We start from the raw sequence: 20,981 nt of genomic DNA on the forward strand, positions 1-20,981 counted from the left end.
ATCGAGGTAGTTGCCAAAGGCATCCCAGGAATCCACTTCAATGCGGATAGCATCCCGGATGTTTTGCAGAAAGGTGACATAATCAATAGCACCTTCCTGATAAGCCAAAACTGACCCGGCTCGTTGCTCCTGAGCGAGTGGTAATGCCGTATCCCGGTAATAAACCCACGAGTTGAACCACTTCAGGTACTGTTCTCTCATTGCCTGATACGCTGCATTAAGTTCCATCTGGTTTTGCATCAAATTTTGCCCGGCAATATCACGCTGGATTTTTGCTGACTGAGTTCTTCCCAACTCAGGTCCAAAGAGCAATGGTATTCTTATACCTATCTGGTAAGTGTAAAAGCCGGATTGCCCATCTACCTGCTGTTTACCGTATTGCCCCTGCAACTGCGGCAAAAACTGTGACCTTCGCTCATTTATTACAGCTTCAGCCACATTTACCTGCTGTTTTGATACCTTCATTAAGGGGTGGCTCATTAATGAATCTACTGCGTAATTGAGCGGTTCGTCCAGTTGATTGGTGGGTACATCCGGTACAGTGTAAAGGGTATCGTTGGCAAACCAGAGGTTTAGCCTTTGTAGGGCAGTCATGTAATCTCTGTAGGCTTGTTCCTTTTGTATTTGTACCTGGTTGGCCTGGTTGGAGGTGGCCAGGTACTCCAGCTTGGACGTAGCCTCTGTCTCCAATCTGATGCGGGCTGCCCGCTCTATACCTATAAATAAAGAATCAAGTTGTTCATACACCTGATACTGACTTTTGGTGGCATACACCTGCGACCAGGCCTGGCTCACTTCTCGCTCCAGTTCAATCACTGACAGATCAAGGGCTTTCTCAGCCAATGCTACACGTTCTTTTTGCAATTTCAGTCTAGGTGCTATACCAAACACATCTATCTGTTGTTGTTGAATTCCAATTTGGGTATATACTCCATCAGAGCCGTTGCCAACCTCTTCTCGTCCGGTAAATACCTGCGTGTTACCAAAATCCCAAGCGGTTTTCTTTAAAACCTCCTGATTTTCAATCTCCAAGCGTGCCGATTGAATTTTCGGATAGCTTTCAATCGCTTTCTTTTTAGCTTGTTCCAGGGTGATCGTAGGCAGACTATCGTAATCACTGAATCTTTCTGTTAAACCCTCTTGTGGTTGCTGGGCATTCGCAAGGGTAGGTAATCCAACAAGGCCACCCACCATGAGCAATACAGGAATTAGATTAGCATTTGGGGTTTGAAGACCTTTCCTTTTATCGCTCCTTCCTTCTACAAAGGTGTAAAGTACAGGTAGTACTACCAGCGTGAGCAATGTCGCTGTAAGCATTCCCCCTATCACAACGGTCGCTAAGGGTCGCTGTACTTCGGCACCTGCAGAGCTACTAAATGCCATGGGCAAGAACCCGAATATATCTGTAGTGGCTGTTAACATAATAGGTCTGATTCGTTCTTTTGTTCCGGTTAGAATACGGTCGCTGATACTGGTCACACCTTCTTCTTTTAATGAGTTGAAGCGGTTGATCAAGACCAGACCATTGAGCACGGCCACCCCGAAGAGCACAATAAATCCGACACCAGCCGAGATACTAAATGGCATGTCTCTCAACCAAAGGGCAAACACACCTCCAATGGCTGCCAGTGGAATGGCGATGTAAATCATGATGGATTGCGAGAAGGATTGTAGGGCAAAGTACAGCAGCACAAAAATCAGGAAGAGTGCAATAGGCACTACGATCTGCAACCGACTTTTAGCCCTTTCCAGGTTTTCAAATTCACCTCCGTAGGTGATATAATAGCCTGCTGGCAAGTCCAACTCAGCATCCAGCTTTTCCTGTATATCATTGACTACCGACTCTACATCCCGCCCTCTCACATTTACTCCGACATAGGTTCTTCTGTAGGTATTGTCACGAGAAATCTGCATGGGCCCTGGCACATAACTAATATCCGCTACTTCTTTAATGGGAACCTGGGTACCATCCGGAAGGTCAATATATAAGGTGCGCAGATCGTCTATACTCTTTCGGTGAGCTTCATCAAAGCGGATGACCATATCAAATCTTTTTTCTCCCTCAAAGATCACTCCGGCCACACCACCGGCAAAGGCTGAGCTTACGTACTCATTGAGCTTCTGGATATCCAGGCCGTATTGTGCTATCTTATCACGGTTATAACGCACCGTCATCTGAGGCAGCCCCGAAATTCTTTCCGCATTTACGTCCCCTGCACCCGGCACAGTTTGAATAATACCAGCCATTTCCTGCACCTTCGTTGACAGTACTTCCAGGTCTTCACCATAAAGCTTCACAGCAATATCTTCACGCACTCCTTCCAGCAGTTCGTTGAATCGCAATTCTACCGGCTGGGTAAATACCAGATTCACGCCTGTCAATTGCTCATCCAGCTTATTCTTGATGGCCTCAATTAGTTCATCTTTAGTCTCAGCCGTCTCCCATTGTTCTTTGTCCTTTTCCAGGATCAGGTACATATCGGCAATATCCATGGGCATGGGGTCGGTAGGAATGTCTGCCACACCAATCCGGGCGGTTACCGTTTTGATTTCAGGAAAATTATCTAATAAAATACGCTCTATTTTTATAGAGACTTCTTTAGATTCAGAAAGTGAACTACCCGGCCTGATCAGTGCCTGCATCGCAATGTCCCCTTCATCCAATTGGGGTACAAACTCGCCCCCCATCCTTGAAAAGATAAACCCGGCAAGACCTAGCAGCACAATAGCCACCATGATCACTACAGCTTTAAAACGCAGGGCACTTTTGAGTAAGGGCAGGTAGGCATATTGTATACCACTAATGATCTTGTCGCTGACCTTTTCCAGCCATCTTTCAAAGCTGCCAAACCAGTTCTTTTTGTTCTGGATGGGCTTCATAAATAATGCTGACATCATGGGCACGTAGGTCAGGCAAAGGATAATAGCACCAATCATGGCAAAGCCGAAGGTATAGGCCATAGGCTGGAACATTTTACCTTCTACCCCGGTGAGGAAAAGTATCGGAGCAAAGACAATCAAAATGATAATCTGCCCAAAAAAAGCAGACCCCATCATGGTACTTCCCGCGTCATAGGCCACTTCATCCATAACTTTCTGATTGAAACCTAGCTTGCCAGACTTGATTCTTTTCTGGATTTCATATACGGTGCCCTCAATGATGATCACCGCCCCATCAATAATTATCCCAAAGTCAATAGCACCCAAGCTCATGAGGTTAGCCCACACATTGAACTGTTTCATCAGAATGAAGGCAAATAGCAACGAAAGGGGGATAGTAGTTGCAGTGATAATACCACCACGCAGGCTCCCCAGTAAGATTACTAAGGCAAATATTACGATCAAAGCCCCTTCTAAAAGATTGGTTTTTACCGTATCGGTGGTTCTTGAAATCAGCTCACTCCGGTCAATGATTGTATTAATAGCCAGCCCTTCAGGCAACGATTTCTCCACCTCCTTCATGCGTTCCTTTACATTTTGGATCACGGCATTTGGATTAGACCCTTTTAGCATCATAATAATGCCACCCACAGCTTCGTGTCCATCTTGCGTGAATGCCCCGTACCTGACCTGACTGCCGAAATGAACTTTTTCGGCAACATCGCTTATAGTAATCGGTATGCCGTTTTCGTTATTAACAACAATTTTGCGAATATCATCCAGCGAGCGTACCAGGCCCTCACCTCGTATGAAGTTGGACATATTGTTCTTTTCAATATAAGCCCCTCCCGTGTTAACATTATTTCGTGAGAGTGCTTCGTAAACTTGAGAAATGCTTACATTCTGAGCATTGAGTTTTTCCGGATTAATGGCCACTTCATACTGCTTGATATAGCCCCCAAATGAATTGACTTCAACGACTCCATCCAGTAATGTCAATTGCCGCTTGACAATCCAATCCTGGATGGTACGTAGCTCCATGGGAGAGTACACTGAATCATAACCTTCCTGGGGTTGAATGGTATATTCATAGATCTGTCCTAAACCCGTAGAAATAGGCCCCATGGTAGGACTGCCGAATTTCTCTGGAATAGTTTCTTTTAATTCGTTCAGTTTTTCCTGCACCAGTTGCCGGGGCAGATAGGTACCCATATCGTCTTCAAAGACAATGGTTACTACCGACAGGCCAAACCTGGAAATGGAACGGATTTCGTTTACTCCCGGCAAATTACCCATCGCCAGCTCTACCGGGTAGGTAACAAACTGCTCTATATCCTCGGTAGCCAGGTTGGGAGAAACAGTGATTACCTGTACCTGATTATTAGTAATGTCCGGTACCGATCCCAGGTTGACCGTGGACATGGAGTAGATACCTACTCCAATGAGGGCCAGTGTCAGCAAGCCCACAATGAATTTATTCTTTATAGAAAAAGAAATGATTTTATTGATCATACCATTTATTAAATTATCTCATATGGACAGAGAAGAAGTGATGAACACGAGCCACCATCGCTGCGAGCAGGATAAGGCATACCATCACAATGAAAAACCACTTGATTATCCATTTGGCAGTGATTTTTCTTCTCTTCCTTTTCTTCGTTTTATTTTTATTGGTTTTTTTCAAAATCTTCCAAAGTTTCCTTGAACCAAGGAAAAGATGACCTTACGGAATTAAGGAAAAGAGAAGGAGATTATAGGTTACAATATGAAATCCGGCCAATGCATAACATCATTGCCAAATAGACATACCGAACCCTATAACCTGTAAACTAAGCTCGTGGGGGTTTGAGAAAATCGTGAAGTTCCAGGCTTCTGAAATCCTGATAAAAAGAAGAGTAAACTAGCGGAAGCTTCAAAGGATGTGAGAAAACAACACCAGTAGCAGGAAAGAAATGAAGGTGGCAGCAATGGCACACACAGAAAGGAGTACAACCATCCCAACCAGCTTTATGATCATGGTTATGACCTGAACTCTCCGCTTCCACAGTTGTCACTATTTGTTGAGAATCTTCGGGGATAGGATCAGCACATGCCACCCCTGACAGGACTATAAAGTAAAAACTGAATATGTAGCATGTGATTCTCATCATTACAAATGTACGTAATAAAGCCATGCAAGGGTATTGCAAAGCATTATTATATAGGTCAACGAAGGAACAGATTGCAGCGTTCACTAACCCATTGCCCCTTAATCTAAAAATAGCTGGAAACCCCAATTTCTATTCCTGCTGTTTTTACAGGTGGATTCCCCAGTAGATCCGTTTCCCACATGTAGCGGTAGTTGGCCCGTATCACCGTCTGAGCAGATGGCCGGAAACTAATGGCAGGCACAATGGCTTGTAGATCGTCATGAATAGTGCCCCTGGTTTCATTGAATGATCCTACGTTGTAATCTACATGCTCCAGGCGCACAGCCAGATTAACCCTGGCATTTTCCCATCCCAGCATCTTTCGCTTAATAATTGAGTAAACAACATCAACGAATCCTCCCTGTTGCTGCGTGCCAAACTGCTGTGAGTAGGTATCTGGTATATTCAGGAAGGCCCAAACCCACTCACCTGTGATGTTCACCTTTTTTTTGATGGTGGTATTGAAGTCTACAGCAAATACGTCCAACCTTCTTTTTGTATCCAAAACAAGTCCATCTTCCTCATATTTATTATATACATCCCCCATCCATGAAAGCCCAATTTCTCCAATTTGCCTATGACGAATTGCCGTTTTCAGTGTAACCAGTGGTACGGCATTAAAATTTTCTTCAAACCGATCTACATTTTCTTTGGCAGCCGGTAGCCAGGTGCGGCCTTCGCTGTTGGCGATTATCTGATCATTGAACCCATTGGTCACATAAGCTTCATAGGCCCAAACCCATTGCTTCTGATAGGTTTTGCCATGAAAACCAAACCCGACATTGCTGAAAGTAGACGGGATTATGGTGGTAGCTGAAATAGGCCGGTCTACAAATTCCCAATTAGGCCCATCGTGGTTTTGGTTGAATGCACCTATAGGATTCATGATGATTCCTCCCCTAAGGTTAAATAAGGGGTGAAATTCAAAATCAAGAGCAGCAAACTCAATATTTATTTCCTTGGTGCCTTCTTCAAACTCTATTTCGGAAAGGAATTTAATCCGATCCAGGATTGAGGAAGAAACGAACAGCGTCATTCTGGGTATCTTAAAAGAAATCCCCTCGCTAATTCCATCAGTCACGAAATACTGACCATGTGCTTCAACATAACCGCCCAAGGCCACCGGAAAACTGCCTGCCTGTAAAAACGGACGGTTATAAACCGCATCCATATTCATTTGGAGATCAGTTGTGTCATTACTTATTTGCTGCGCCATTACAGATGCTCCCATTCCAAAAAAAATAATCAGGAATAGCAGTTTGCGGTTTTTATAAATGAATGTAGATGTTTTCATGATCTGTGCTTGTATTAAAGGTTTTGAGGTTAGCTTCTGCCGGGCCTTGCAATACATTGCCCTTTGAATCAAATTCGCTTCCGTGACAGGGGCATACCAGATAATTGGTTTGTGCATTTACTTCGCACCCTTTATGCGTACACTCCATCCAAAGTGCGATGTATTCCTTAGGATTGATTCTGTACAAGGCAATAGGAAAGGCCAAAGAGGTTGCCCTTACCAGTACCACTTCCAGAGGTTTTCCCTGGTCACTGGTAAATTCATTCTTTGATAACCTTAGCTTATTATCACTTATCACGGCACTCACTTTATGAATGGAAGTGCAGCCTGAAAAAAACGGGGCAATTCCAGCAATCGCTAAGCAGGAGCCTCCTATTAAACTTAGAAATTCTTTTCTGTCCATGTGGCTAAAGAGATTTAAGAAATGTGAGGAGTTTTTGCTTATCTGTTTCACTGAGCTGCTCAAAGCTATCCCGGCTGATGGATGCTTCCCCACCATGCATATTTATAGCTTCTTTAATCGTTTTTGCACGACCATCGTGCATCAGAAACAACTCACCTCCTTGGGAATCCTGCGAAAGACCAAGTCCCCAAAGTGGTGGGGTTCGCCATTCATACGTTTCTGCTGAACCTTCCGTAGCTCCATCATCGAGACCAGGTCCCATATTGTGCAGCAACAAATCTGTATAAGGATAAAAAGTCTTATTGCTGAGAGCTCCAATATCAGATTCAGGAGTTGTCCAGGAGGGGATATGACATGAGCCACACTTAATATCGGTGAAGATTTGTTGACCCCGAATAACATCAGAAGCATCGGATTCCCTTTGAATTGGTGCTTTAAGCGTTCTTAAATAAAAAACTACGTCCCTTATAGTCTGATCGCTTACTTCCGGATCAACTGAGAGGTTGGTGGCCACATCTAGCGGCTCAAATGTAGATGTCACGCCCATATCCTGGTTATATGCGGTGGCAGTTTGTTGCAATAAGTCAATGGCGGCAGCCTTCTTTCCGAAACGCCCAATGTATTTACCACTGAAGGATTGATGAAACCATTGCGGTTGAAAGTAATCAGGAGGAGTAATATAATTGGGGACCCCGGAGATACCATCTCCATCATCATCATTAGGATCGGCATTTTCAAGTATTTGTGCATCTGTGAGGACCGCTAACAGTCCAAGACCGGTAACTGCCGGAGGAGTAAACTTCATAAATGGAACTCCGGATGGTAGCCTCTCCGGCTCAAATCCCGGAATGGCCCTATTCTGCAGCTGTGGTGCTCCTGGTGGAATATTATTACTCTGATTAGGTGATGTCTGCCCAAATCGTGTAAGTGTGGTGAAAGGATGCCCTTTTCCATCTCCCGGATGACAGCTTCCACAGGAGGTGGCTACAAAAATAGGCCCCAAACCATTCTCTGGTGTAAAAACCTCATCATTGAAGGCTACATCTCCAGCCAAAAACCTGTTCTGCTCTGAATATGCAAGGTCTTCCATCGGACCGTCCAACAATTCATTTTCTGCTGGTGCTTCAGGAAATACCTCATCGCATGAATAAAAAAACAAGGGCACCAAAAAAACCAACGCCAGATACTTTATTTTTACGTTTATCATATAATTATATGTTGATAAGGCAAAATTAATAATTTGCTTAGCAAAAATAAAATTTTAGATTAGTCTAAATTTATCAATGATATCAACTATAGTCGAGAATTACGTCAAGGCACTCTTCTTTCTTGAAGAAACTGCGACCTCTGTCACGGTGAGTGCTGTAGCCGAAATAATGCAGAAGTCCTGCTTCGGCTTCAGACATGCTCAGGCGGCTCTATGAAAAAGAGGTTTGATAGAGGATAAGAACAATATTACTTTAACCGATCAAGGGAGTTTTCTGGCAAAACAAATCATACGAAAACATCGGCTCTGGGAGACCTTTCTCGTAGAAACACTGAACTTTAAATGGGATGAAGTACATACTATTGCTGAGCAACTAGAGCATGTTCAATCATCTTTACTCATAGAAAGACTGGAGCGCTTTCTTGAGTATCCTGAGACAGATCCGCCTGGCGATCCCATTCCAGATAAAGACGGTAATTTTCCAAACCTGAGTATTATACCGCTTTCCGAAGCAGAACCTGGCAAAAAATATGTTTTCCGAAGTGTGGCTACAGATGATAAAGGCTTTTTAAATCATTTGGACAATAAGGGGTTACAACTTGGTCAGAGGTGGGTAATTATAGAAAAGGAGGAGTTTGACGGGTCCGTCAAACTCCTGGTAGATGATAAAAATGAAGTTTATTTGAGCGAAAGAGTCGCTAAGAACCTGAATGTTCGCTTAAGTGAACATAAATAAATCATATAACCTCAGCATTAAAACCGGCTTGCTGAACTGTTTTCTTTACTTCTTCCGCATTGAGGCTCGAAGTTTCAACGGTGAGCACACGGTTTTCACTTTCAAGATTAACCTCCCATTTTTGAATGTCCTTTTCCTCGTTCAGGATGGGCGTCACTTTAGAGAGACATCCACTGCAATTAATGTTCGTTTTGAATTTTAAAGTATTCATTGTAAGTCTATTTTAAAGTTTGAAAATTTGATTTTTAAATCTTAGTTGTTTTCAGTCGCAAACTATTGGCCACCACCGATACCGAACTGAAGGCCATGGCTGCTCCTGCAACCATTGGGTCTAAAAGAAACCCGTTCAGTGGGTAAAGCACCCCTGCCGCGATCGGAATACCAATTACGTTGTAAATAAATGCCCAGAAGAGGTTCTGGCGGATGCCCTTCACCGTTCTGGTAGAGAGCTTGAGAGCTTTGGGAATAGACTCCAAATCGGACGTGATCAGAGTCATCTTGGCCACATCCATCGCAATGTCTGAGCCGTGTCCCATAGCAATACTTACATCAGCCTGGGCCAGAGCGTGGCTATCGTTAATACCATCACCTACCATGGCCACTACTTTTCCTTTAGCTTGCAGTTCTTTTACGAAATCAGCTTTTTCAGACGGTAATACCTCACCTTTAAAATCGGTCAATCCTACCTCTTTGGCCACTGCCTTCGCAGTTTGGTTGTTATCACCAGTGAGCATGTACACCTCTACCCCTTTTTTCTTTAATTTTTCAATGGCTGATTTAGAAGTAGCTTTGATCTTATCGGCTATAGCTAACACAGCCAGCACTTCTTTATCATCAGAAAAGTAAACCACTGTTTTAGCTTCTTCCTGCCACTTTGCTGCTTTTTGTTGAATATCTTGAGGGATGTTTACCCGGTTTTCAGCCATCAATTTGGCGTTTCCGATGAAATAATATCTCCCTGAAGTATCGGCTGCTTTTACCCCTTTACCGGTGATGCTGTCAAAGCCTTTCAATTCTTCCGATTGCACTCCCTCTTCTTTCAGCTTTTTTACAACCGCATCGGCTAATGGATGCTCCGATTGGTTTTCAAGGGCGAGCAGCACCCCGGCATGGTAATCTTCATGGGCTTTATCCGACCAAAAGAGATTAGTAACCGTAGGCTTACCTTCTGTGATCGTACCTGTTTTGTCTAACACAACCGCATTTACTTTATGACCTAACTCAAGACTTTCGGCATCTTTGATCAGAATGTTATTTTCTGCTCCTTTACCCACACCTACCATGATGGCCGTAGGGGTGGCAAGGCCCAATGCACAGGGACAAGCGATTACTAATACAGCAACCGAGGTAAGTAATGCATGTGTAAAGGCATCATCTCCACCTACAAACATCCATACCATGAAAGTGACGATAGAAATGGCCATCACCACCGGTACGAATATTCCGGCAATTTTATCAACCAGTTTCTGAACCGGGGCCTTGCTGCCTTGAGCTTCCTGCACCATTTTGATGATTTGTGAGAGTAGCGTTTCCCCGCCTACTTTCTCGGCCTCAAACTGAAAGCTACCTTTTTGGTTGACTGTACCGGCAAATACTTTTTCGCCTTTGGTCTTGGACACAGGTACCGGTTCCCCGGTGATCATACTTTCATCCACATTGGAACTGCCGGACAGTACTGTCCCGTCTACCGGTATTTTCTCTCCGGGGCGCACCACAATGGTGTAGCCCTTTTGCACCGAGGTAATCGGAACCTCCTGTTCTACTCCATCAATGATGGCTTTCAGGGTTTTGGGTTGCAAACCCATTAGTTTTTTGATGGCCGATGAGGTATTAGACTTAGCTTTTTCTTCCAGCAACTTACCTAAAGAAATGAAGGTGATGATCACGGTGGCTGCCTCGTAGTATACATGCGGGTGAATACCCCGGTTATGCCAGAACTCTGGAAACAGGGTATTGAACAAACTGAAAATAAAAGCGATTCCGGTGCTAAGTGCAACCAATGTGTCCATATTGGCTTTGCCGTGTTTGGCCTGTTTAAAAGCATTGATGAAAAAGCTCCGGCCAAACCAAAACAATACGGGAATAGTAAAAGCCAATGAAATCCATCGCCCCGGCATCCAGTCCATGTAAAACATACCTAGAATAAAGACCGGCAGTGTAAGGATAGCCGACCAGATAGAACGGTTCCGCACGTCCAGGTAATGCTGACGCTGCATTTCCTCCTGAGCCTGGGAAGGGTCTTCCGCATCGATGATGAGGTCATAGCCTACACTTCGCAATGCGTTTTGCAGATCACCGGAAGTGACAGAAGGATCGTATTCCACCATAACCGAGTTGGAAGCGAAATTTACACTGGCATTCGTTACCCCTTCAGTATGGGATAAAACAGATTCTACACTGGAAGCGCAGGCGGCACAGGTCATCCCGGTAACCGGGAATGATTCCTTTTTTGTGCTTTTTTTGGGTGCAACGATTGTATTCATAGTCATGAAATTCTTTATGATACAAAGGTCGCAGGTGCTACATTGGAAAGCGTTATGGAATTTTGCGGTTCCTATTCAAAATTTTGCCTAAAGACTATCCAAACGCCTATGACCGGGCTGATGTCTATTTTTAAATTCCGTAGGTGTCATTCCGGTTTCCTTTTTGAATTGGGTGGAAAGGTAGGCAGCACTGCTGTAATCCATTTGAAAGGCGATTTCCGACAAAGACAGTTCATCGTAAAAGAGCAGCTCCTTCACCTTTTCAATTTTCTGACGGGCAATGTACTTTTCAATCGTGATACCTTCCACCGATGAAAAAAGGCGGCTTAGGTACGAGTATTCGTGATGAAGTTTGTCGGCCAGGAAAGTGGAAAAGTTTTCTTTCAAAGGCTCTTTGCTGTGATGGATCTGCTCTACGATCAGGGTTTTTATCCGGGAAATGAGGCTGGATCGCCCCGGTTCCAGTAGTTCAAAATCCAGATCTTTTAGACGATCGCTGAGTTCCTTTCTCTTATCGGCATTCAATTCGTGAGTGATCGTAACCTTCCCTAGTGCAACCTCTTCAGCTTCAATATTCAAGTCATGAAGGATGTCCTGTACGGCCAGGATACATCGCTGGCACACCATGTTTTTGATATGGATTTTGTTTTCGTTCATTGTGCTATCGCTGTTAATTCATGATTAATCTAATTACCTGATTTTTAATCTAAGCAGTTGCGCATTAGCCGCACAGATGATAGTACTCAGGCTCATCAAAGCAGCACCTACAGCCGGATTGATCATGATGCCTTGGGAATAGAGCACTCCGGCCGCCAATGGTATAGCCACCACGTTATAGCCAGTAGCCCAGACCAGGTTTTGTACCATTTTCTTGTAAGTAGCCCGGCCAAATAAGATCAGGCGACTGATATCTTCCGGGCTGCTTTCGGTCAGGATAATATCGGCTGTTTCGGCCGCTACATCAGTGCCAGAACCTACGGCAATGCCGATATCGGCTTTAGCCAGTGCAGGGGCATCATTTACACCATCACCAGTCATCGCTACGTACTCCCCTTTTGACTGCAGTTCTTCAATCAATTCCGATTTTTGATGTGGCAGTACCTGGCTATAGTAACCGTCCAGCTCCAGTTCATCGGCTACTGCTTTAGCCGTTTGCTCATTATCCCCGGTGGCCATCAGTACCTTGATCCCTTTTTCTTTAAGTGTTTTGATTGCCCCCTTACTTTCTTTCCTGATCTGATCGGCCAGGGCAATAAACCCAATTAGCTTTCCTTCCTCTAGGACAAAAACAACCGTTTCAGCTTTATCGGAATTAGTGCCTTCAGGCAAGTCTATTCCTTCCTCTTTTAAATAACCTGGACTGACGATCTGGTAAGTCGCACCATCCACCCTGGCGCTTACACCTTTTCCTTTAGTAGCACTAAAGTCTGAGGCAGAGGGCAACTTCAATTCACGGTTTTTGGCTTCTTTTACAATACCCCGGGCGATAGGATGCTCCGAGCTTTGTTCAATGGCAGCCGCAGTAGCCAGCAGCTCGTCTTCGGACCGGCCGTCCAGGACTTCAACTCTGTTTACCCCAAAATTCCCTTCAGTAAGTGTTCCGGTCTTATCAAACACAATAGCGGATATCTTGCGACTGTTTTCAAAGGCTGTCCGGTTGCGGATCAGCAGCCCGTTTTTGGCTGATAAAGCGGTTGATATAGCGACCACCAGCGGTACTGCCAGACCCAGTGCGTGCGGACAGGTAATGATCATAACAGTCACCATACGCTCCAAGGCAAAATCAGTACCCTGTGCGCTGAAAAACGCCCATGCAATGAATGTTACAACTCCTACTCCAAGTGCAATGTAAGCTAGCCAACCAGCCGCCCTGTTGGCCAGGTTTTGAGTTTTGGACTTGGTCTGCTGGGCTTCCTCCACCAGCCGGATGACTTTGTTGAGGTAGCTGTCTTCCCCGGAAGATTTTACTTCCACCTTCAGACTTCCATCTCCATTGATCGCCCCGCCAATCACTTCATCGCCTTGGGATTTTTGCACAGGTTTGCTTTCTCCGGTAAGGGCACTTTCGTTTAAGTCACTATCGCCTTCCACAATCTTGCCATCGGCAGGTACTTTCTCTCCAGGCTTGATCAGGATGATATCACCCTTCTTTAGCTCGCTGATCTTAACTTCATGAATGTCATCGCCTTCAACTTTATGTGCTTCTGAAGGCATCAATTCGGCTAGTTTTTCCAGAGCTTTGGACGCCCCCATCACCGAGCGCATCTCCAGCCAATGACCGAGCAGCATAATATCAATCAGGGTCACCAGTTCCCAGTAAAAAACTTTTCCTTCCAGCCCAAAAACCACCGCAGTGCTGTACGCCCAGGCCACAGTAATAGCAATGGCAATCAGGGTCATCATACCTGGGCCACCTTCCGAAAGCTCGTCTTTAAGCCCTTTGAGAAAAGGCCAGCCCCCGTAGAAAAATATGAAGGTAGCCAGACCGGCCGCCACATAGCCCATACCCAGAAAGCTGAACTCAACGCCAAAAAAGTTCTGGATCATTTCCGAAAATGCCAGTACCGGAATAGAAAGCGCGGTATTGATGTAAAAGCGCTTTTTAAAGTCTTCAATCATGTGGGCATGGTGGTCGTGATGATCATGCGAACCCTGATGATGATCCGAAGCATGTCCTTTATGGTCGTGACCACCCTCATGCTCGTGATGGCCGTTGTGATGATGTTCGTGGTTTTTCATGGTTTATAGAATGATTAGTTTGACAATAATTCCGCCAGCAAGCCATACGTAACATACAAAGGCCAGCCATTTGAGCGTCTTCTCCAATATCGGGCTTTTGGGTGCCATTTCTTTGTGATGCATTACGTCTTTCCCTTTGAAAAAACCCAAATAAATTAGGATTCCAGAAACGATCAGAAAAGCTATGTTGAGAAAGAAGGTATAGTCAATCTTGAAATGATCGCTCTCCGTAATGCTCTTGCCCGAGCTATCAGGTAATAAATCAAAGAGACTAAAGCCGTAATGCAGCAGCAAAGAAGTACCGATCAGCGAGGTAAACAACAGAAAGAGGATAAACAGCGACATCTTCCAACCATAATATTTGGCATTGATTCTCAACACTGGAAATACCACCAAATCACTGAAAATAAAGGCCATCACCCCGGCAAAGCTGACACCCTTACCAAAAAGCAAGGCCGCAAGTGGGATATTGCCCATGGATCCGATGAAAGTGAGAAATGCCGCTACCGGCCCCACAATTACATGCTCGAGCAAGGTGAAAAAACCAAATGAATCTTGTCCTTCTCCGGTATTGATGAAAAGGGTCTGAAAAAAGCTATCGGGCACAAAAGCAGATACGATCCCGGCAATGGTAAACCCCACTGTCACATCCTTCCAGACCATTTTCCACTCCATGGCATACTGCTTGCCTACCTTAGCCCAGCTTTCAGAGGATTTGATTTTCTTCTTAATAGAAGAAGTACCCTCCTCCTCATCTTGCTTTTGATCCAGGTTCTTTCGGGCCTTTTCTATGAGTTTTTTAGGGTTAATCAATCGGATCAGCAGCCAGCTACAAAGGATCAGCAAAATGCCACCCACATATTCACCTACCACGAACTGCCAGCCCAGGAAAATGGATATGATAATCCCCAGTTCCACCACGAGGTTGGTAGAGGCAAGCATAAAAGCAATGGAAGAGGCGAAGCTGGCTCCTTTTTGAAATAGGGATTTGGAAGTAGCCAAAGCTGAGAAACTACAAGAACTGCTGATAAAACCGAAAAAGGTGCCGAGAAACATGCTCTTGCCCCCGGCATCCCCCATGGTTTGCTGCATGCGCTTCTCTGTCACAAATATTTGGATCAGGGAACTGACAGCATATCCCAGAATAAATGCCCACAAGGCCATCCAGAAAAATCCAGTACTGGTGTAGGCTGCCTCACCCCATTGTTTTAAAAAGTCGGTCATAATTATTTTCTTAAGCGTTCTGGATAGTAAAAGAAACTCTTACATCATCCCATGAAATGACAACCGCTCCTGTATTGTCATCTTCCGCAATTACTTCATAGGTCAGTGATTCAACAGGTTCTTCTAATATTTTAGGAGTCACGGTGAGCCTAACTAGGTCCTCATCTTCATTATATTCATCAACCAGATGTTGATCCCAATTCTTGTTGATAATGACCGTCCATTCATTCTCTCCCGGTATCGTAAAAAGTGCATATTTTCCTTCTGGGATTTTCACTCCACCAATTTCCACATCTTTGGAAAAGCGGATAGATGTAGCATTATGCGCTCCTGTAACCCATACTTCTCCATAGGCAACAAGTCCGCCAAATATTTGCCGACCTCTCTTGCTAGGCGAATGATATTCAATGTGAACATGATTCTTACCCACATTTGCCATCGCTGTTTGCATGGGACTTTTTGACTTGGGTTGTTCTTTACTTTCAGCCATGTGAGTGGAATGATCCATTTCGTCTGCTTTCTCATCTGTTTGCTTTTCGCCAGAAGTAGAACAAGCGGTGAGTACCATGGCAAGTATGATGGCATAGATGTATTTCATAGCTTCAATATTTAGGTTTTAAATTTCTCTTTCTTTTCTTTTTTGTAGTCATAAAAAACAGTGTAAATCCGGATGCTACCGTGAATAACCCGAACAATGAAAATGCCCGTAGTAAAAGGTTGTTGAAGTCGTCCCTTCCCTGGTAATCCATCGTATGAAACATCCATAGAAAATCAAACCAACGCCAGGATTGATGTCGTACTCTTTGGAAACTTCCATCACGTTGGGAGATATAAGCCGTCAGTTCTTCAGAATTGTCAAATTTTACTGCCCAGGCTGGTAATGGCCTTCCCCTATATTCATGATGAGCACCTACCTCTGTAATTAATGAACTTGATACAATTTGGAAATCGTCTTTTACATACTTCCTGGCAATTCGCTCAGCCTCATCCTTCGTCACTCCTTGCTTTAGCTGTCCATTATCCGTGTTGAAAAGCAAAGAATTATTTACCCACAAGTAAGGCTTTCCATCGATCAGTCGGAGGGCTAGCTCACCCACCAACAATGAATCAGGAATGTCGAACTTTCCTAACTTTGCTGTTTCTTCAACAGGTTCCAGGAAATGATCACCGTGGATTTCGTCTATGTCTGTCCAACTGAAATAGAGTCCGCTAATCGTCCAGAAAATGAATTGAATTCCTATGATCACTCCCAACCAGCGATGAGTCTTTCGTATATAGTATTGATTATTTTTTCGCATTAAAATCTAATTGAAAGTCCACCACCAGCACCAAAACGATTATCATAGCTTCCCATCAGTGAGAAGTTTTTAGATAATAAATATTCTGCACCAGCATTCCAGACTATTTCTTGTGTGTAATTTTTGTTTCCTTCCAGGGTATTGACCCAACCTGCGTCCAACTGATACTCATAGTATCCGAATACAGAAAATCTTGGAAACAACATCAGGGACCTGCCAATACCCACCCTTGGTCTTAGCTCATTGTCTATCCGAATATCTACATTAAACATATAAGGAGTGAACCAGCGGATACCGGCCACTGCCGTAGTTTTAATATCATCCAGACTGTTTCTGGTGGTGTTTTCAACATTTACTCCTCCAAAAACCCGGACATAATCATAGAGATAATATTCATAAGAAAACTCTGCCTCAAAGTTTTGATTCCAACCGTACTCTATGCCCAGGTTGAATTGATTACGAATATTGGAAGACACCAGATTAAGTGCGCCAGTGTGAGAAGCTAAATCAGCCATGCCCCAGCTGTAAAACTTATTGGTTTCGTGCACAAGATTAGAAACAGGATATTCTTCCAATCGCTCATCTCTCGGTGTGTCATAGCTAATCACGCGTGCCATGCCTCCCATCATATGATAGAGGATGTGGCAGTGAAAAAACCAGTCCCCATATTCATTGCCATAAAATTCTATCGTAACCTTTTGCATTGGGGGTACATTCACGGTGTGTTTCAACGGTGAGTAAACCCCATTTTCATTGATCACTCTGAAAAAATGTCCGTGCAAATGCATAGGGTGATGCATCATCGTAAGGTTGTTGAATGTGATCCTGGTTACTTCGCCCTCCTTTATTTCAATCTTATCTGTTTCAGCAAGTGGAATTCCGTTCATGCTCCAGATATAGCGATTCATGTTTCCTGTCAGGTTCAGCAAAATATCACGTACTGGCAAGTCCTCTCGGTATGTGGTTTTTTCCGAAGATTTTAAATAATCATAGTTGTACTCAGAAAACATCCCCATCCCTTGCATTGGCATATCCGATTTTTCTTTTGGCTTGCCACTCTTTTCCTGCATGTGCATATCGGTCATGCTGTTTTCGGATTTTTCATTTCCCATATTATCCATTCCTCCATGATCAGTCATGTGTGCATCACCTTTTTTCATCTCTATCTTCTTCATGGGTTGATCCATTTGCATACCCCAGTCCTTCATCATTTTTTCCGGCTCATCATTTTTCGGCCGAAACTTGAGCGCAGGGGCTCCCATCCGCATATCCATTTTAGACATCTGCTTCATCATGCCTATTTTATCAGGACGCGGCACATCAGGTGCCGAAAGCACTTCGCCCTTGCCCAGAAAAGCAGATGCTGTGCCTGAGCCATCCTGGGCGGTAATCCGAAACTCCATCTTCCCCTTTTCGGGAATAGTTACGATAAAATCATACGTCTCTGCGATAGCAATAAAGGTCTTGTTGTGCGCTACCGGCACTACGTTGAGACCATCTGCCGAGACTATTGTGGGGTTCCCACCACCAAATGTCATCCAAAATGAGGTGGAAGCTGCCCCATTGATGATCCTCAATCTTACCCGTTCTCCCGGCTTAAAATCAGGGTACTCTTGCTTTTGTTCTCCATTGACAAGAAATGCCGGGTAGTAGATATCAGCAATATCAGCGCTTTCCATTCTTTGCCTCCAGAAATTAAATTGAGCACCCAGGGCTCCTCGTGCAATCACCCGATTCAGCGGAGTAGCAGTTCCTTTTCTCCAGTTGTACCATTCAGTACCTCTTTTTAAAAACCGAAGTACATTCATGGGCTTTTCGTTGGTCCAGTCTGACACCAACATGACCAGTTCTTTGTCGTATTCCAGCGTTTCTTCTTTGGGTTCAATTACTATGGAACCATACACACCGCTTTGTTCCTGAAGCATTGTGTGAGAGTGGTACCAATACGTGCCGGATTGCTTGATGGGAAACTCGTATTTCTGTGTTTCACCCGGCTTTATAGGCGGAGTGGTCAGGTAGGGCACACCATCATAAAAATTGGGCAGCAACAAACCGTGCCAATGCACTGAAGTCTCTTCGTCCAATTCATTTTTCACAAAAATAACGGCATACTCACCTTCCTTGAATCGCAAGGTTGGACCGGGAATGCTACCATTGATGGTCATACCCATGACTTCCTTTCCGGCTTTATTTACTTTCTCCGACCGTATGGTAATACTGTACTCCCTGACAGGCAGGTCTTCCACGTTTCCCTCTGTGAATTGCTCTGTTAGGTTTTGTGGATATGCATAGATGCTAGTGGTGAGCAATAATAGCCAGAGTATAATTTTTAGGTTATCAATCGGTTCCATCTTTGTTGATCTGATTTAAAAATTCTATCAATTTCTTTTTTTCTTTTTCATTCAATTCCGCCTCAGGGTGCATCCAGAGATATTCCTGCAGGGGCATCTCTCCATCTCGTATTTGTGAAATCATAGAGCGTATCTTTTCTCTTTTCATCCGGTCAGAATACTCCCGAAAGGAGGAAAAATTGAGCTCTTCCTTACCTTCATCTATGTGCTTTTGAAGGAACCAAGCCAACGGACGAACCCTGCCATACCACGGATAATCGGTATTATTGCTATGACAGTCGTAGCATGAGGCGATTACCATGTTTCGGATGGCAAGAGGAGCCTCAACAGACTGAAAAAAATCCGTTTCCGGTAGTTCATCACTCTGATTTTTGGGTACGGGTATCAATTGTATCCCCGCACCCACTATCAAAATGGCTATTATCGCTTTTTTCAGCATGGTTTAGAGGTTGATGACCTCTTCTACCTTACCACACTTGAGCATCTTTGAGCCAAACAAAGGGTTTCTGATTTCTTCCGATGCGCTCAGCCACATTCCTCCTTTATTGTCATTGTACATTGGGCAATATTGCTGGTAAAGCTTGCGATCGGTTCCGGTGATGGCGATGAGATCTTTCATGTCTTTACCAAGTGCTTCAAAATGCTCACGCTGGTGATCGATTTCGCTTTCGGCTATATGCTCACCATGATTTTTTGCCACTTCAATGATTTCGTTGGCCTCTTTCTTTTGACCTTCTGCGACCTGGCCCATATTCATTTCGCCCAGAACACCGGCCAGTGTTTTACCTGCGGTAGCGGCTTTTTCCTGATCGTCATTGACCAGCGCGTCTTTGATGGAGAGGTAAGCCTCAATTACCGTGCTTACATCTGTGTTTTTGTCTGCCGAAGAGGCTTTTTCCTCCATCGCAGTCTGTTCTGATTTGGCAGTAGTTGCTTGCTCGGCTTTTTCTTCTGATTTGTTGGATGATCCACAGCTTGCAAGAACTGCTGCGATCCCAAGTGTTAATAGTACCTTTTTCATAATAATTGAATTTTAAAGATTAAACATTTGAACGATGGCCACACCGACTACCAGGAGAATCACAATCCCCCAGGTGATCCGGCTTGCCCATTTTTTTATTTTTGATGGGGCTTTTTCATCCCCGGTTTTACAACATTCTTTCATTCCACGATTAGTTTGATAGTAGAAAATAAGTCAGGTAGCCACCTGCCATCCAGTCGTAGATCACACAAAGCGGAATGTACCAAGCTGGTATTTTGGTCAAGTATTTACCATTATGATGCAGTAAATCCCATATCCCGTGCATAAACAGACCTGCTACAATCAACCATGGATTTATCCATAAACCTAAAATTCCAGTCAATACGAATCCTGAGGCTGATACTAATTCAATGATTTTAATTTTCCGGCTGTCTTCCTTAAAAGCAAAACCAAAGTAGACAGACCCTATGAGCACCATGGCGAATGCAAACAATTCAATAACCATTTCGTAGGGCAAAAAATAAGATAAGGTGATGGTGATCACCGTCAACATCAAGCCCCATATCATTCCGGTTCTAAAGGATTCTGTCATGGACATTCGGGTTTTATTGTTACCACTTTGGAAAATCTATTCATTCAGATTTCGCGTCTCTTTTTCTGTTGATCCCTGAAACTTCGGAACTGGTCTGTTTTTCCTTTCCTCTTCGGTTTCTACTATTCCATTCTCCTTAATATCATTGATCAACCACTCCATTTCCATGATCTCCCTGCGTTGCGCTTTAATGATTTCATCAGCTAGTTTCCTTACCCGTACATCTTTTATTTTAGCTCGTTCACTCGTCAAAATGGCAATTGAGTGATGTGGGATCATGCCTTCCATGTAGTCAACACCTGTGACGGTAACCTGACTTCTGACAAGTCCGATACCTCCGGCAATGAGCACTACGCCTAATGCTATAATTGCAATGTTTACATTGCGCTTCTTATACATATTCAGCATAAACAGTAGCATGATGATAATCATGGAACCGGCCATAATAATGGTCATAAATAACCGGGTTTCACTAAACCAGAAATGATCAATGATCTGGTAAGAGTGGGTGTACATCAGGAAGAACATGGCTACCATGGCGGTGGCAATCATTGCGAAAAATTTACCGTAATTGTTTCCGTGTTTCTGTTGGTTTTGCATCTT

General features: G+C 44.1%; 19 protein-coding genes. 2 read left to right on the forward strand and 17 right to left on the reverse strand.

Translation table 11 applies throughout. The annotated features are described in order from the left end of the window. The coding region (locus tag E1176_RS18040) for a CusA/CzcA family heavy metal efflux RND transporter (protein WP_155212446.1) at nt 1-4,392 on the reverse strand (4,392 nt) is incomplete at its 3' end. 22 nt (nt 4,393-4,414) lie between these two features. Here E1176_RS18040 and E1176_RS18045 point away from each other — a divergent pair. Beyond that, nucleotides 4,415-4,585 (forward strand): hypothetical protein, encoded by a 171-nt coding sequence (locus E1176_RS18045; RefSeq protein WP_155212447.1) that lies wholly within the window; start codon nt 4,415-4,417, stop codon nt 4,583-4,585. A 124-nt stretch (nt 4,586-4,709) separates the two neighbouring features. On the opposite strand, the gene E1176_RS18050 is transcribed toward E1176_RS18045, so the two are convergent. The 4 genes from E1176_RS18050 to E1176_RS18065 all read right to left on the reverse strand — a co-directional run bounded on the left by E1176_RS18050 (nt 4,710) and on the right by E1176_RS18065 (nt 7,973). Continuing rightward, nucleotides 4,710-5,054 (reverse strand): DUF6660 family protein, encoded by a 345-nt coding sequence (locus tag E1176_RS18050; RefSeq protein ID WP_246206141.1) that lies wholly within the window; start codon nt 5,052-5,054, stop codon nt 4,710-4,712. A gap of 79 nt (nt 5,055-5,133) precedes the next feature. After that, nucleotides 5,134-6,363: a hypothetical protein gene (locus E1176_RS18055; RefSeq protein WP_155212448.1), complete on the reverse strand. Its 1,230-nt coding sequence runs from the start codon at nt 6,361-6,363 to the stop codon at nt 5,134-5,136. Next, entirely contained in the window at nt 6,338-6,766 is a 429-nt protein-coding gene (locus E1176_RS18060; protein WP_155212449.1) for a QcrA and Rieske domain-containing protein, read from the reverse strand. The genes E1176_RS18055 and E1176_RS18060 overlap by 26 nt, the downstream gene beginning before the upstream one ends. A 4-nt stretch (nt 6,767-6,770) precedes the next feature. Then, the gene (locus tag E1176_RS18065) at nt 6,771-7,973 is read right to left on the reverse strand and encodes a di-heme oxidoredictase family protein (RefSeq protein ID WP_155212450.1); all 1,203 of its coding nucleotides are present in this window, start codon (nt 7,971-7,973) and stop codon (nt 6,771-6,773) included. 226 nt (nt 7,974-8,199) lie between these two features. Between E1176_RS18065 and E1176_RS18070 the strand changes: the two genes are divergently transcribed. After that, on the forward strand, nt 8,200-8,709 hold the full coding sequence (locus E1176_RS18070) for a metal-dependent transcriptional regulator (protein WP_155212451.1): 510 nt from the start codon (nt 8,200-8,202) through the stop codon (nt 8,707-8,709). A gap of 1 nt (nt 8,710) precedes the next feature. On the opposite strand, the gene E1176_RS18075 is transcribed toward E1176_RS18070, so the two are convergent. The 12 genes from E1176_RS18075 to E1176_RS18130 all read right to left on the reverse strand — a co-directional run. After that, on the reverse strand, nt 8,711-8,920 hold the full coding sequence (locus E1176_RS18075; protein WP_155212452.1) for a heavy-metal-associated domain-containing protein: 210 nt from the start codon (nt 8,918-8,920) through the stop codon (nt 8,711-8,713). A 34-nt stretch (nt 8,921-8,954) separates the two neighbouring features. Then, nucleotides 8,955-11,192 carry a heavy metal translocating P-type ATPase gene (locus E1176_RS18080; RefSeq protein ID WP_155212453.1) on the reverse strand — a complete coding sequence of 746 codons (2,238 nt, stop codon included), beginning with the start codon at nt 11,190-11,192 and terminating at the stop codon, nt 8,955-8,957. An 87-nt stretch (nt 11,193-11,279) separates the two neighbouring features. After that, nucleotides 11,280-11,849: a helix-turn-helix domain-containing protein gene (locus tag E1176_RS18085; protein WP_155212454.1), complete on the reverse strand. Its 570-nt coding sequence runs from the start codon at nt 11,847-11,849 to the stop codon at nt 11,280-11,282. 33 nt (nt 11,850-11,882) lie between these two features. Next, nucleotides 11,883-13,931: a copper-translocating P-type ATPase gene (locus E1176_RS18090; protein WP_155212455.1), complete on the reverse strand. Its 2,049-nt coding sequence runs from the start codon at nt 13,929-13,931 to the stop codon at nt 11,883-11,885. Between the two features lie 3 nt (nt 13,932-13,934). Beyond that, on the reverse strand, nt 13,935-15,155 hold the full coding sequence (locus E1176_RS18095) for a permease (protein WP_155212456.1): 1,221 nt from the start codon (nt 15,153-15,155) through the stop codon (nt 13,935-13,937). A gap of 10 nt (nt 15,156-15,165) precedes the next feature. Next, nucleotides 15,166-15,753, reverse strand: a complete 588-nt coding sequence (locus E1176_RS18100) for a DUF2911 domain-containing protein (RefSeq protein ID WP_155212457.1) — start codon at nt 15,751-15,753, stop codon at nt 15,166-15,168. 4 nt (nt 15,754-15,757) lie between these two features. Continuing rightward, nucleotides 15,758-16,453, reverse strand: a complete 696-nt coding sequence (locus E1176_RS18105) for a PepSY domain-containing protein (RefSeq protein WP_155212458.1) — start codon at nt 16,451-16,453, stop codon at nt 15,758-15,760. Then, nucleotides 16,453-18,804 carry a multicopper oxidase domain-containing protein gene (locus E1176_RS18110; protein WP_155212459.1) on the reverse strand — a complete coding sequence of 784 codons (2,352 nt, stop codon included), beginning with the start codon at nt 18,802-18,804 and terminating at the stop codon, nt 16,453-16,455. The genes E1176_RS18105 and E1176_RS18110 overlap by 1 nt, the downstream gene beginning before the upstream one ends. Beyond that, nucleotides 18,791-19,243 (reverse strand): heme-binding domain-containing protein, encoded by a 453-nt coding sequence (locus E1176_RS18115; protein WP_155212460.1) that lies wholly within the window; start codon nt 19,241-19,243, stop codon nt 18,791-18,793. The genes E1176_RS18110 and E1176_RS18115 overlap by 14 nt, the downstream gene beginning before the upstream one ends. A gap of 3 nt (nt 19,244-19,246) precedes the next feature. Further along, nucleotides 19,247-19,825 carry a DUF3347 domain-containing protein gene (locus tag E1176_RS18120; protein WP_155212461.1) on the reverse strand — a complete coding sequence of 193 codons (579 nt, stop codon included), beginning with the start codon at nt 19,823-19,825 and terminating at the stop codon, nt 19,247-19,249. Between the two features lie 151 nt (nt 19,826-19,976). After that, on the reverse strand, nt 19,977-20,378 hold the full coding sequence (locus E1176_RS18125) for a DUF6010 family protein (protein ID WP_155212462.1): 402 nt from the start codon (nt 20,376-20,378) through the stop codon (nt 19,977-19,979). 36 nt (nt 20,379-20,414) lie between these two features. Further along, nucleotides 20,415-20,981 (reverse strand): DUF305 domain-containing protein (locus E1176_RS18130; RefSeq protein WP_246206144.1); only part of this gene is annotated, 567 nt, incomplete at its 5' end.

The sequence above is a fragment of the Fulvivirga aurantia genome (genome assembly GCF_009711475.1).
Lineage (GTDB): Bacteria > Bacteroidota > Bacteroidia > Cytophagales > Cyclobacteriaceae > Fulvivirga > Fulvivirga aurantia.